Origin of the sequence: Mycobacterium sp. E796 (assembly GCF_001672815.1) — a bacterium.
GTDB lineage: Bacteria > Actinomycetota > Actinomycetes > Mycobacteriales > Mycobacteriaceae > Mycobacterium.
This window is the reverse complement of sequence record NZ_LZKK01000235.1, coordinates 74,485-87,943: the sequence shown is the minus strand read 5'-3', so window position 1 is coordinate 87,943 and position 13,459 is coordinate 74,485. Positions and strand designations below refer to the sequence as shown.

The window sequence follows — 13,459 nt, the reverse complement described above, 5'->3', positions numbered from 1 at the left end:
CGGGCAGCCCGGCGCGTTGCCGCAGCGTCTCGAGCGGCATGCCCGCCGCGACGTCGTGCTCGCCCGCCCACTGCCGGCCCGCGTCGACAAGGCGGTGCGCGCGATCGAGGAATGGCTGGCCGCCGAGCCGTTTCGCGCGCCGGAGGCCGCCGAACTGGCCGACCTCAAGCTCGGCCCCCGGGAGCTGGCCGCCGCCGTGCGCGCCGGGCGGCTGGCCCGGATCGCCGACGGCGTGGTACTGGGTCCCGACGCGTTCGATCGGGCGGCCGACGTCCTGGCGAAGCTGCCGCAGCCGTTCACCGTCAGCGAGGCCCGGCGCGCCCTGGGCACCACCCGTCGCGTCGCCGTGCCACTGCTCGAGCGGCTCGACGACCGGCGTGTCACCAGGCGCGCCGGCGACGGCACCCGGACGATGGTCTGATCAACTCTGGCTAGTGATGGAAGCCTTTGTGGGAGAAGGTATTTCGGGCTGCCCGAGCGGTATCAGCTCGAGTTCGCCGAGGGTGGCCGCCACCGTGACGAATGGCTGCGCGGCCTCGACCGCGTTGGCTTCGCCGGCCGCCTCGGCTCGCAACGCCCTGGCGACTTCCCCGGCCATCGGCCGACCGTTCGTGTCGTTGGACGCTGAGAACCGCTCGGTGACGAACTCCAAGTGGGCTTCCAGCACGGCCCGGGCGGACGGGTAGGACCCGTTCGGGGGCAGCGTCCTGATGTCGGCGATCATGTCCGCCGCGAGGCGTAACCACGTGGCCCGGTTGGCCGCCCGCACCACCGGAGTGCGCAGGTCGGCCCCGCTACCCGTCTCCGAAAGATAATGCCGCACAGCGTCATCCACTCTTCGGCTGCACACGAGGGCATCGTGGCTGAGGGCGGCGAGTTCGGAGTCGCTGTCTTCCGAGTGACCCTCGGTGACCCGCAGCACGGCCGCCCGGAGGTAGCGCAAGTTGACATCGACCGCCGCCCGAATCAGGGCCGACACCGCAACCGTGGCGCCCCGGGGCCACAGCAGCAGCGACACGACCAGGCCGACGGCCGCGCCCATCGCGATGTCTTCGATGCGCAGCAGGCCGACGCGCCAGCCGGCGGGCGCGGTGAGATTGAGGATGACCAGCAGGCTCAACGCCCCCACGGCCTGGGCGACGGTGAACGAAACGAACCGCGGCAGGTAGGTCGACCCGAAAATGGTGATCGGGACCAGCAACCACAGCGCCACGGGCTCCGAACCGACGGCCCCGACGAGCAGCCCTCCGACGATGATCCCCAGCGTCGTACCGACAACCGCCTGAACGACTTTGGTCCTGGTGGTCAACGCGCTGCTGCTGAGCACCAGCATCGTTCCGACCACGACCCAGAAGCCATGCTCTACCAGATGCAGATGAGTGACGGCGACCGCCAGGGCCAACCCGACCCCCATGCGCAGGCCGTTGTGTGCCGCGACGGAACGGGTGGCCAGGAACGCCGCCGCGGCCGCCGTGCCGGCGGCGGTCTCCGACGCCAGCCGGTCGGCGAATCCGGTGGGCGGCAGCTGCAGGCCGAGGGCCCGTGCCCACACCGGCCGCGCGTCGGCCGCGGCGGCCGCCGCGATGACCCTGCCGATCAATGCGATGGTCGTCGTGATGCTTCGGCAACCCAGCAGCTGTCGCCCCGTCGCACTGGCAGACTCGTCGTCCGGTGCGTCGAGAATCAGCACCACGTCGTCGCGGTAATTGCGCCGTGCCAGCGACCGCAATTGGGCCAGCACCTCGTCCAGGGTGGCGCGATTTGTGGCGCGCTGGGCAAGTTGCTCTGCGTCGAGCAATCGCGAGCAGCATCGCAGGATTTCGACGGCGGGCGGGTTCAGCGTGCCCAGCGTCCTCCCGGTGTCGTCGTCGACGAGGTCGGCGACCAGCTCGAGAAGGTCGACGACGCGTACCAGCGCCCGGCTGCCGGCGCTGAGGCCGACCGGGCGGCAGCTGGCGGCCAGGAAATTCGCCCGCAACGCGTCCATGGCCGTGGTCACGTCCTCGGCCGAACCGGTGCCCTCGATCCGGTCGGCCAGCGCGGTGCACACCTGTCGGACATGCCGGCGCAGGGCACCATAGTGCCGCGGCGGAAGGAAGAACAACGCCGCCGGCACGCACAGCAGGACGGCGATCAGCCAACCAAGCAACCGCTCGCCGATGGGCCCGGTCGGCGTGCAGACCGGCCAGACGTAACACAACAGGGTCGCGCGCTGACCGGCGGAGACCGTCGTGCTGAGCAAGCTGGCCAGGGTGGCCGCGATCGCGAGGAGAAACATCAACGCCACGGCCAGCCAGGCGTTTGGGGCGACCAAGGTGCCGACGGCGATCAGGACGATCCCGTTGACGGTTAAGCCGAGGTAACCCACCGCGCGCTGCTGCCGGTTGCCGGGAAATTCGGTGACCACCAGCAGCCAGAAAGCGCCGAGCAGCGCATACAGCGGTGTCACGGTGCCGCCCACCAGAGCGAAGGCGACTCCGGCCGTAATCGGCACCATGATCGCCGCCCGGACGGCCCGTTTCAGCGCGTCGCGCTCCGGATCCTCGGTGCGCAACTGCTCCAACGTTTGCCGGATCGAGGGGACCCGGATCAGCATGACTGGATGATAGAGCCGTTTGGGGCGTGGAGTCGTTGCGGCGGCCGCGGATTCCGGCTCACCGCAGAGTAATTGGCCCTACAGGCGTTCCTTCACCGCGGCCGACAGCCGCGCGCCGTCGGCCTTTCCCGCCGCGATCGCGGTGGCCGCCTTCATGACCATGCCCATCTGCTTCATGCCCGGTCGCTCGCCGATCTCCTCGGCGACCTGTGCGATCGCCGTGTCGGCGACGTCGGCCAGCTCCGCCTCCGTGAGCGGCGTGGGCAGGTACTCGTCGATGACCCGGGCTTCGGCGTGCTCGTTGGCGGCGAGCTCACCACGACCGTTCTGGGTGTAGATTTCGGCCGCCTCGGCGCGCTTGCGCGATTCCTTGGCCAACACCTTGATGACGTCGTCGTCGGTGAGCTCGCGGGCCTGCTTGCCGGAGACCTCCTCGGTCTGGATTGCGGCCAGCAGCATGCGCAGGGTCGCGGTTCGCAGCTTGTCCTGGGATTTCATCGCCTGCGTCAGGTCGTCACGCAGCCGGGATTTCAATTCCGCCATGGCTGAGACGCTACGCGCCGCGGCGCCGGTCAAGATTGAGAAATGCCCGGACCGCCGACAGGATGGAGCCCATGACGAACGACGGGCCGCGCCGCGAAGGCCGTAACACCCGGTGAACGCGCTGCCGCCGCCCGGTTATCCGGCGCTCCCCCCACCCGGCCAGTACGCACCGCTCGGCTACCCGCCGGCCGGGTACGGACCCCCGCCGGGCTACGGTCCCCCGCCGGGCTACGGTCCCCCGCCGGGCTATGGTTCGCCACCGGGCTATGGCCCGCCGCAATTGGTTCCCGGGGCACTCAAGCCCGGGATCATCCCGCTGCGGCCGCTGACGCTCAGCGACATCTTCAACGGCGCGGTCGGCTTCGTCCGGGCCAACCCCCGGGCGACGCTGGGGCTGACCGCGATGGTGGTCGTCGTCATGCAGCTCGTCTCCATGCTCGCGGCGTTCGGGCCATTGGCCGCCTACGGCAGGATCACCGTCGCACGCTCCAGCGAGCTGAGCGGCGGCATCGTCGGCGCGTGGCTGGGCTCGATGGCCGCGGGGATGATCGTCACCTGGCTCGGCGGCATGCTGCTGTCCGGCATGCTCACCGTCATCGTCGGGCGGGCGGTGTTCGGATCGCAGATCACCATCGGCGAAACCTGGGTCAAGATTCGGGGGCGGCTGCTCTCATTGCTCGGGTTGGCGCTGCTGGAAGGCGTCGCCGTGGCGGCCATTTTCGGGCTGGTGGCGGTGATCATCGCGCTGCTGGCCGTCACCGGCGCCCCGGCGCTGGCGGTCATTTTCGGACTCCCCCTGGTGCTCGCGGCGATCGTCGCGCTGGTCTACCTCTACACCATGGTTTTGTTCGCGCCGGTGCTGATCGTGCTGGAGCGGCTGCCCGTCATGGAGGCCATCACTCGATCGTTCAGGCTGGTCCGTGGCGGCTTCTGGCGGGTGTTGGGCATCCGGACGCTGACGTTCGTGGTTTCGTCCTTCATCGGCAACGCCGTCGCGCTACCGTTCAGCATCGTCGGCCAGGTGCTGCTGGTCAGCGGCGGAGCCCCGTCCACCGGGGGGTTGCTGCTGAGCAGCGCGATCGCGTCCGTCGGGTCGGCCATCGGCCAGATCATCATTGCGCCGTTCAACGCCGGGGTCATCACGCTGCTCTACACCGACCGCCGGATGCGGGCCGAGGCGTTCGACCTGGTGCTGCAAACCGGCGCCGCCGGCGGCCCCTACGCGGGCGCGTCCACCGACAACCTCTGGCTGACCCGGCCGGTGTAGGACCAACTGACCGTGCCCTCCATCGACATCGACCGCGATGCCGCCCATCAGGCCGCCCAGATAGAGCTGGGCAAGCCGATCTATTCGAAAGGCTCGGCTGCCCAACAATTCGCCGAGTGGGTCAACGAACTGATCTATCGGCTGCTGGACAAGACCGCCTCGATACCCGGCGGATGGTTCACCACCAGCGTGCTGCTCATCCTGCTGGCAATCGCGGTCGTGGTCGCCATCCGCATCGCACGACGCACCATGCGCACCAACCGCGGCGGCGACTACCAGTTGTTCGAGGCCTCCCAACTCACCGCGGCACAGCACCGCGCCACCGCCGAAAGCTATGCCGCCCAAGGCGACTGGTCGGCGGCGATCCGGCATCGGCTGCGCGCCGTCGCGCGCCAACTCGAGGAGACCGGCGTGCTGGAACCGGCACCCGGCCGCACCGCCAACGAGCTGGCCCGGGACGCCGGCGCTGCGCTGCCGCACCTGGGAAGCGAATTATCTGATGCCGCAACGGCATTCAACGATGTGACTTACGGCGAGCGGCCCGGAACCGAGGCCGGCTACCGAATGATCGCCGCCCTCGATGACCATCTGCGCTCGCGCTCGCCCGCTGCGGCGCCGGCGGCCGGCCGGCCCGAGGCCACCGACTCCTGGGCGCAGGTCCGATGACGGCGACGCGTCCGGCGGCGCCAATGTCGGTGCGGCGCTGGCGAACGTGGGCCTGGGTGGTCGTCACCATCGTCGCGCTCGCCGTCATCGCCGGCGTCGGCGCCTACCTGACCGCACCGCGCCCCGGCGCCCGGATGGATCCGAAATCGACCGAGCCGGACGGGGCGCGCGCGCTGGTGACGCTGCTGCGCGACGGCGGCGTCGAGGTGGTGGTGGCCGACACCGTCGCCGACGTCGAACGCGCGGCGCGGCCGGGCACGCAGATCCTGGTGGCGCAGACCCAATACCTCACCGACAGCGCGCTGCTGGACCGGCTCGGCAACGCCCCGGGCGATCTGCTGCTGGTGGAACCGACGGTGCGCACCCGGGAGGCGCTGATGCCCGGGTTGCGCATGTCGGCCGGCAGCATGGCATTCGACAAGAGCCCGAATTGCTCACTGCGAGAGGCGAACCGCGCCGGAACGGTGCGATTCGGACCGAGCGACACCTATCGGGCCACCGACAACCGGGCTATGACGAGCTGCTACGACGGGATACTCATCCGGTACCGCGACGACGGGCGAATCGTCACGGTGGTCGGCAGCACCGACTTCATGACCAACGGGAGCCTGCTGCAGGCGGGTAACGCCGCCCTGGCCATGAACCTGGCCGGCGCACGCCCGCGGCTCATCTGGTACGCGCCCCACCGGGTCGAGGGCGAAACATCTTCCCCGTCAAGTGTTTCCGATTTGATCCCGGAAAACGTGACCTGGATCGTGTGGCAGCTGTGCGTCGTCGTACTGCTGGTCGCCCTGTGGAAGGGCCGCCGGCCGGGCCCGCTGGTGGCCGAGGAATTACCCGTCGTCGTGCGCGCGTCGGAGACCGTCGAGGGCCGCGGCCGGCTCTACCGGTCCCGACGCGCCCGCGACCGCGCAGCCGCGGCGTTGCGCGCCGCCACGATTCAGCGGCTGCTGCCCCGGCTGGGCCTTGGCCCGGGCGCGCCGGCTCCCGCGGTGGTGGCGACCGTGGCCCGGCGCAGCGGTGCCGACCCGGGATTCGTTTCCTACCACCTGTTCGGGCCACCGCCGGCCACCGACCACGACCTGCTACAACTTGCCCGTGCGCTCGACGACATCGAAAGGCAGGTCACACGAACGTGACGCAATCACAAACCACGACCGCTGAGGCGGCACGCGAGGCGCTGCTGGCGTTGCGGTCGGAGCTGGCCAAGGCCGTCGTCGGGCAGGAGGGGGTCGTCAGCGGCCTGGTGATCGCGCTGCTGTGCCGGGGGCACGTGCTGCTGGAAGGTGTTCCGGGAGTGGCGAAGACGCTGTTGGTGCGAGCGATGTCGGCCGCCCTGCAGCTGGAGTTCAAGCGGGTGCAGTTCACTCCCGACCTGATGCCCGGCGACGTCACCGGCTCGCTGGTGTACGACGCGCGCACCGCCGCGTTCGTGTTCCGGCCCGGGCCGGTGTTCACCAACCTGCTGCTGGCCGACGAGATCAACCGCACCCCACCCAAAACGCAGGCCGCGCTGCTCGAGGCGATGGAAGAGCGTCAGGTCAGCGTCGAGGGCGAGGCCAAGCCGCTACCCGACCCGTTCATCGTCGCCGCGACCCAGAACCCGATCGAATACGAGGGCACCTACCAACTGCCCGAGGCCCAGCTCGACCGGTTCCTGCTCAAACTCAACGTCACGCTGCCGTCGCGCGACGCCGAGATCGCCATCCTCGGCCGGCACGCGCACGGCTTCGATCCCCGCGACCTGTCGGAGATCAACCCGGTGGCCGGGCCGGACGAGCTCGCGGCCGGGCGCAAGGCGGTGCAACAGGTCCTGGTCGCCGACGAGGTGCTGGGCTACATCGTCGACATCGTCGGCGCCACCCGGTCGTCGCCCGCCCTGCAGCTGGGTGTGTCGCCGCGCGGGGCGACGGCGCTGCTGGGCACCGCGCGGTCGTGGGCCTGGCTGTCGGGCCGCAACTATGTCACCCCCGACGACGTGAAGGCCATGGCCCGCCCCACCCTGCGGCACCGGGTGATGCTGCGCCCCGAGGCCGAGCTCGAAGGGGCGACGCCCGACGGCGTGCTCGACGGAATCCTGGCGTCGGTGCCGGTGCCCCGCTAGTGATTCTGACTGGGCGCACCGGGCTGCTGGCGCTGATCTGCGTCCTGCCTATCGCGGTATCGCGTTGGCCCACAAGGGCTTTCATGGTACTGCTGGTGTTGCTGGTGACATTGGTGGTCGTCGATGCCACGCTGGCGGCCAGCACCCGTGCGCTGCGCTATACCCGTTCGGCGGACTGTTCGGCCCGGCTCGCGCAACCGGTGCAGGTCGGCTTGCAGGTGCACAACGACGGCCGCCGGCGATTCCGCGGCCAGATCCGCGACGCCTGGCCGCCCAGCGCGTGCGCCGAGCCGCGCATGCACGCCGTCGACATCGCCGCCGGGCAGGCGCAGCCGCTGGAGACCCGACTGCGGCCGGTGCGTCGCGGCGATCAGCGCGCGGCCGCGGTCACGGCGCGTTCGATCGGGCCGCTGGGGCTGGCCGGGCGGCAGGGTTCGCGGTCGGTGCCGGGTCAGCTCCGGGTGTTGCCGCCGTTCCTGTCGCGCAAGCATTTGCCGTCACGGCTCGCCAAGCTCCGCGAGATCGACGGCCTCTTGCCGACGCTGATACGCGGGCAGGGAACCGAATTCGACTCGCTGCGCGAGTATGTCGTTGGCGACGACGTGCGCTCGATCGACTGGCGCGCGTCCGCCCGGCGCGCCGACGTGGTGGTCCGCACCTGGCGACCCGAACGCGACCGGCGCGTGGTGATCGCGCTTGACACCGGGCGCACGGCGGCGGGTCGCGTCGGCGTCGACCCCACCGCCTCCGACCCGGCGGGCTGGCCCCGGCTGGACTGGGCGATGGACGCGGCGCTGCTGCTGGCCGCCCTCGCGTCGCGGGCCGGCGACCACGTCGACTTCCTCGCCCACGACAGGATTAGCCGGGCCGGCGTGTTCGGCGCGTCGCGCACCGAGCTGCTCGCCCAGCTGGTCGATGCGATGGCCCCGGTCCAGCCGGCGCTCGTCGAATCGGATTGGCGTGCAATGGTTGCCACCATCCTGCGGCGCACCCGGCGGCGGTCGCTGGTGGTGCTGCTGACCGACCTCAACGCGACCGCCTTGGACGAGGGCCTGCTGCCGGTGCTGCCGCAGCTGTCGGCCAAGCACCACGTGATGATCGCCGCCGTCGGCGACCCGCGCGTCGACCAGATGGCCGCCGGGCGCTCGGACGCGGCCGCGGTCTACGACGCCGCGGCCGCAGAACGCTCCCGCAACGACCGCGGCGCGATCGCGACGCGGCTGCGACGCGGCGGCGTCGAGGTCGTCGACGCCCCGCCCACCGAGATCGCGCCCGCCCTCGCCGACCGGTATCTGGCGATGAAAGCCACCGGGCGACTGTAAGTTTCGGTCGGGCTCAGCCGGTCGGCACCACGTCGGGCGCGTCTTCGACGTCGCCGGTCTCGCCGGCCTTCGCCGCGCGGCGCCCGAAATACACGATGTACGACAGGAACGCGGCCTCGGCGATGACACCGATGCCCACCCGGACAAACGTCGGCAACGGTGACGGCGTCACCAGCGCCTCGATCAGCCCCGAGACCAGCAACACACCGACCAGCCCGACGGCGACCGAGACGACGCCACGGCCCTGCTCGGCGAGAACCTGCCCACGGGGGCGATCGCCCGGCGAAATCACCGACCAACCCAGCCGCATCCCCGTTGCGCCGGCAAGGAATACCGCCGTCAGCTCCAGCAACCCATGGGGGATCAGCAGGCCCAGCAGGATGCCGCCCTTGCCGGCCTGAAACATCAGCCCGCCGATCAGCCCGAGGTTGGCGGCGTTGTTGAACAAGATGATCGGGATCGGCAACCCCAATACCACCGACATGGCGATGCACTGCGCGGCCACCCAGGAATTGTTGATCCAGACCTGCAGGGCAAACGCGGCGGCGGGGTGTTCGCTGTAATACGACGCGACATCGTGGTTGACCAATTCGTCGATGTCGCTTGGTGTTCCGAGGGCCGACTGCACCTCGGGATTGCCGGCCACCCACATGGCGATGATCACCACGACGGCGAAAAACGCCACCGCCGTTCCCAACCACCACCGCCAGGTGCGGTAGGCAACCACCGGGAACGACACCGTCCAGAAGCGGACGAACGTGCGGCTCAGCGGCGCATGCGCGCCCGTCACCACGGAGCGGGCCCGCGCGACCAGGCTCGACAACCGACCGATGAGCAGCGAATCCGACGACGCCGACCGCAGCATCGACAGATGGGTGGAGACTCGCTGGTAAAGCTCGACGAGTTCGTCGACCTCCGCGCCCGTCAACGACCGGCGCCTCTTGACCAACTGGTCGAGCCGGTCCCACGTACCGCGATGGGTCAGCACGAATGCGTCGACGTCCACCCTGCGCAGCCTAATCGGCCTGTACCGTTCGGTGTTATGTCGGAGGTGGTGACCGGGGACGCCGTGGTGCTCGACGTGCAGATCGCCCAGTTGCCGGTGCGGGCGGCCAGCGCGCTGATCGACATCACGGTGATCTTCATCTGCTACGTGCTCGGTCTGATGTTGTGGGCGGCCACCCTGACCCAGTTCGACTCCGCGCTGAGCACCGCCGTCCTGCTCATCTTCACGGTGTTGGTGGTCGTCGGCTATCCGTTGGCGTTCGAAACCGCCACGCGGGGAAGGTCGGTGGGCAAGATGGCGCTGGGCCTGCGGGTGGTGTCCGAGGACGGCGGCCCAGAACGCTTCCGGCAGGCGCTGTTTCGGGCGCTGGCGTCGGTGGTGGAGATCTGGATGCTCGCCGGGAGTCCGGCGGTGATCTGCAGCATCTTCTCCCCGAAGGGCAAGCGCATCGGCGACGTCTTCGCCGGCACGGTCGTGGTGAGCGAGCGCGGCCCTCGGTTGAGCCCGCCGCCGATGATGCCGCCGTCGCTGGCGTGGTGGGCGTCCTCGCTGCAGCTGTCGGGGCTGGGCGCCGGCCAGGCCGAAGTGGCACGCCAGTTCCTTTCCCGCGCACCGCAACTCGACGCTCCCCTGCGGCTGCAGATGGCCTACCGGATCGCCGGCGACGTCGTGTCGCGCATCGCCCCGCCACCACCGCCCGGGACCCCGCCGGAGTTGGTGCTCGCCGCGGTGCTCGCCGAGCGGCATCGCCGCGAACTGGCCCGGCTACGTCCCCAACTTCCCCCGATGCCGCCCGGGGGCCCCTGGCCGCCGCCGGCCCCACCGGCCGCGCCCTGGCCGCAACCGCCCCCGCAACAGCCGTGGCCGCAGACCGACCCCGGCGGCTTCGCGCCGCCGGGTTAGCCGGAGACGGCGTCTACGCCCCTTGAGTGTGAATCGTGGGTTTTGTGTGTGAGCCCTGGGCGGAAGATTCGGCGATTTTCAACCCTGACGCACCACGCAAAGCCGTCAGTGCACACTCAAGCCTGAAACCCTAGCCGGAGACCGCCGCCGCCATCAGCAGGACGTCGGCGATCAGCAGCGCCCAACCCACCAGCGGAACCGCGATGCCGCCGCGGCGCTTTGCGGTGAAGAACGAGATCAGCAGGACGACGAACGCCACCACCGGCGCGCCATAAAACGCGACGCCGAAATCGATGCCGCCCCGCCCCAGGTCGGGACAGCTCCGGTCCGCACACCCCGCGGTGCTCATCACCGCACCGAGCGCGAAGAGCATCACGATGGCCGCGGCGGGCACCGTCGCCAGCGCCAACCCCCAGTTCACCCAGGGCCACGCGTTGCGACCCCGGGCGTCGCCGCCCCCGGTGGGATCGGTCGCGCTTCGCGTCCCGCCGCCCACCGTCAGGTTGTTCTCAGCGTTCATCCCTCAGGTGCTACCCGCGGCCCGGGGGATGCAAACCGCGCGGCGAGATCGGAACAAAATTCGCTTTTCGCAGGTCAACGCGCTGCCAGTCGCTGCCGGACCGCTGTTTTCGGAATATCTCGTTGCATCGCGTTAGTTTCCGATATATCGTGATATGACGTAGCGCGCGTCCCGCGCGAAACCCACAAACCATCGAGAGGAACTACCAACCATGAGCAACCCATTCACTCCCCCCGAGGGCCCCTTCGCGGGCCGGCCCGGCTTCGGATTCGGCTTCGGCCCCGGCCCGGTGGACCGCCGCGCCCTGCACGACGCCCGGCGTCAGGCCCGGCGGGAATTCCGCGAACACCTGCGCGACCACGCCGGTGACCACTTCGGCCCCGGTTTCGGGCCGGGATTCGGCCCCGGGTTCGGCCCGGGCTTCGGCTTCGGCCCCGGCGGCCGGCGCGGCGGACGACGTCGTGGCGGCTCCGGCCGCGGACGCCGCGGCGACGTGCGCGCGGCCATCCTGGCCCTGCTGGCCGAGCGGCCGATGCACGGCTACGAGATGATCCAGCAGATCGCCGAGCGCAGCAACGGAATCTGGCGGCCCAGCCCCGGGTCGGTGTACCCGACGCTGCAACTGCTCGACGACGAGGGCCTGATCAGCGCGAGCGAAACCGACGGCAGCAAAAAGCTTTTCGAGCTGACCGACGAGGGACGCGCGGCGGCCGAGAAGATCGAGACCAAGCCGTGGGACGAGATCGCCGAAGGCGCCGACCCGGGTGCGGTCAACCTGCGCGCGGCCATGGGCCAGTTGTTCGGCGCGGTCGCGCAATCCGCGCATACCGCCACCGCCGAGCAGCAGCAGCGCATCGTCGAGATCATCAACAACGCCCGCCGCGAGGTCTACGGCATCCTCGGCGAGGACTGAGGCCCTGCAGCAGCGGGCTCCGGACTAGGACACATCAACCCAGTCCAGGGTCCGCTGCACGGCCTTGCGCCAACCCGCGTATCCGGCATCGCGCTGCTCGTCGTCCCAGTTGGGCGTCCAGCGCTTGTCCTCCTGCCAATTCGACCGCAGGTCCGACGGATCGGCCCAGAACCCGACGGCCAAGCCCGCCGCATAGGCGGCGCCAAGCGCGGTCGTCTCGGCGACCACCGGCCGCACCACGTCCACGCCCAGCACGTCGGCCTGGATCTGCATGCACAGGTCGTTGCCGGTGACGCCGCCGTCGACCTTCAACACCTCAAGGCGCACACCGGAATCCGCCTTCATCGCGTCCATCACGTCGCGGCTCTGGTAGCAGATCGCCTCCAGCGTCGCCCGCGCCAGGTGCGCGTTGGAGTTGAACCGCGACAGCCCCACGATCGCGCCGCGGGCGTCGGATCGCCAGTAGGGGGCGAACAACCCGGAGAACGCCGGGACGAAATACACCCCGCCGTTGTCGGGGACCTGACGGGCCAGCGACTCGCTCTGGGCGGCGCCGCTGATGATGCCGAGCTGATCACGCAACCACTGCACCGCCGAGCCCGTGACCGCGATCGAACCCTCAAGTGCGTACACGGGTTTGGCGTCGCCGAACTGGTAGCAGACCGTGGTCAGCAGGCCGTTGTCCGAGCGCACGATCGTCTCGCCGGTGTTGAGCAGCAGGAAATTGCCGGTGCCATACGTGTTTTTCGCCTCGCCCTCGGCCAGGCACACCTGACCGACCATCGCCGCGTGCTGGTCGCCCAGGACCCCCGTAATCGGCACCTCGCCACCGAGCGGCCCGGTATCCAACGTCACCCCGTAGGGCTCGACGGGAGAGGACGCCGCGATCGCCGGCAGCATCGCGCGCGGGATGGCGAAGAACGACAACAGCTCGTCGTCCCAGTCCAGCGTTTCCAGGTTCATCAGCATGGTCCGGCTCGCATTGGTCACGTCGGTGACGTGCACGCCGCCCCGGGGGCCCCCGGTGAGATTCCACAACACCCAGGTGTCGGCGGTGCCGAAAACGGCGTCGCCGCTTTCGGCGGCCTCGCGGACCCCGTCGACGTTTTCCAAGATCCATTGCAGCTTGCCGCCGGCGAAATACGTCGCCGGCGGCAGGCCGGCCTTGCGGCGAATCACGTCCCCGCGGCCATCGCGGTCCAGCGCGGACGCGATCCGGTCGGTGCGGGTATCCTGCCAGACGATCGCGTTGTAGTACGGCCGCCCGGTCCGCTTGTTCCATACCAGCGTTGTTTCGCGTTGGTTTGTAATCCCCAGGGCTGCAAGGTTTTCCGTCGACAGGTTGGTCCGGTTCAACACCGACATCAGCACCGACGAGGTGCGTTCCCAGATCTCCACCGGGTCGTGCTCCACCCAGCCCGCGCGGGGCAGGATCTGCTCGTGCTCGAGCTGATGGCGGGCAACTTCGGCACCGTCGTGATCGAAAATCATGCAGCGGGTGCTGGTGGTGCCCTGATCGATTGCGGCTACGAATTCAGCGGACTCGGCCAACTAGCTCTCCTCCACCCGTGATTGACACCTCTAGGTCCATCATGGTCTACCCACCCGACCGGCGTCAG

13 protein-coding genes are annotated in these 13,459 nt (G+C 69.8%); 8 read left to right on the top strand and 5 right to left on the bottom strand.

Going from position 1 to position 13,459, the window contains the following annotated elements; genetic code table 11:
• Positions 1–421, top strand: a 421-nt coding sequence (locus A5706_RS17630) for a SelB C-terminal domain-containing protein (RefSeq protein ID WP_197517872.1), incomplete at its 5' end; no start/stop codon positions are given.
• Here A5706_RS17630 and A5706_RS17625 read toward each other — a convergent pair.
• Complete coding sequence (locus A5706_RS17625; RefSeq protein WP_068132951.1) at positions 422–2,596, bottom strand: FUSC family protein; 2,175 nt, start codon at positions 2,594–2,596, stop codon at positions 422–424. It lies immediately after the preceding gene.
• 78 nt (positions 2,597–2,674) lie between these two features.
• A complete protein-coding gene (locus tag A5706_RS17620; protein WP_068132948.1) occupies positions 2,675–3,139 on the bottom strand; it encodes a GatB/YqeY domain-containing protein in 465 nt (154 codons plus the stop codon).
• Positions 3,140–3,251: 112 nt separating this feature from the next.
• Between A5706_RS17620 and A5706_RS17615 the strand changes: the two genes are divergently transcribed.
• Genes A5706_RS17615 through A5706_RS17595 form a run of 5 tightly spaced genes read left to right on the top strand, consistent with a single transcriptional unit; the run spans position 3,252 to position 8,498 of the window.
• A complete protein-coding gene (locus A5706_RS17615; protein ID WP_068132944.1) occupies positions 3,252–4,406 on the top strand; it encodes a hypothetical protein in 1,155 nt (384 codons plus the stop codon).
• A gap of 12 nt (positions 4,407–4,418) precedes the next feature.
• Positions 4,419–5,072 carry a DUF4129 domain-containing protein gene (locus tag A5706_RS17610; RefSeq protein WP_068132941.1) on the top strand — a complete coding sequence of 218 codons (654 nt, stop codon included), beginning with the start codon at positions 4,419–4,421 and terminating at the stop codon, positions 5,070–5,072.
• 23 nt (positions 5,073–5,095) lie between these two features.
• Complete coding sequence (locus tag A5706_RS17605) at positions 5,096–6,211, top strand: DUF4350 domain-containing protein (RefSeq protein ID WP_369831896.1); 1,116 nt, start codon at positions 5,096–5,098, stop codon at positions 6,209–6,211.
• Positions 6,208–7,176, top strand: coding sequence for a MoxR family ATPase (locus tag A5706_RS17600; RefSeq protein ID WP_068132935.1), 969 nt, complete (start codon positions 6,208–6,210; stop codon positions 7,174–7,176). The genes A5706_RS17605 and A5706_RS17600 overlap by 4 nt, the downstream gene beginning before the upstream one ends.
• Positions 7,176–8,498, top strand: a complete 1,323-nt coding sequence (locus A5706_RS17595) for a DUF58 domain-containing protein (RefSeq protein WP_068132932.1) — start codon at positions 7,176–7,178, stop codon at positions 8,496–8,498. Before A5706_RS17600 ends, A5706_RS17595 begins: the two co-directional genes overlap by 1 nt.
• Before the next feature lie 13 nt (positions 8,499–8,511).
• Here the strand turns inward: A5706_RS17595 and A5706_RS17590 are convergent, their stop codons facing one another.
• Positions 8,512–9,504: a stage II sporulation protein M gene (locus tag A5706_RS17590; RefSeq protein ID WP_068132928.1), complete on the bottom strand. Its 993-nt coding sequence runs from the start codon at positions 9,502–9,504 to the stop codon at positions 8,512–8,514.
• Positions 9,505–9,540: 36 nt separating this feature from the next.
• Here A5706_RS17590 and A5706_RS17585 point away from each other — a divergent pair, with 36 nt between their 5' ends.
• Entirely contained in the window at positions 9,541–10,407 is an 867-nt protein-coding gene (locus A5706_RS17585) for an RDD family protein (RefSeq protein WP_068132925.1), read from the top strand.
• Between the two features lie 130 nt (positions 10,408–10,537).
• On the opposite strand, the gene A5706_RS17580 is transcribed toward A5706_RS17585, so the two are convergent.
• Complete coding sequence (locus tag A5706_RS17580) at positions 10,538–10,927, bottom strand: hypothetical protein (RefSeq protein ID WP_068132923.1); 390 nt, start codon at positions 10,925–10,927, stop codon at positions 10,538–10,540.
• A gap of 211 nt (positions 10,928–11,138) precedes the next feature.
• Between A5706_RS17580 and A5706_RS17575 the strand changes: the two genes are divergently transcribed.
• Positions 11,139–11,840, top strand: a complete 702-nt coding sequence (locus A5706_RS17575; RefSeq protein ID WP_068101759.1) for a PadR family transcriptional regulator — start codon at positions 11,139–11,141, stop codon at positions 11,838–11,840.
• Positions 11,841–11,864: 24 nt separating this feature from the next.
• Here A5706_RS17575 and glpK read toward each other — a convergent pair whose 3' ends face one another.
• Complete coding sequence (glpK, locus tag A5706_RS17570; protein ID WP_068132920.1) at positions 11,865–13,391, bottom strand: glycerol kinase GlpK; 1,527 nt, start codon at positions 13,389–13,391, stop codon at positions 11,865–11,867.
• Positions 13,392–13,459 lie beyond the last annotated feature (68 nt).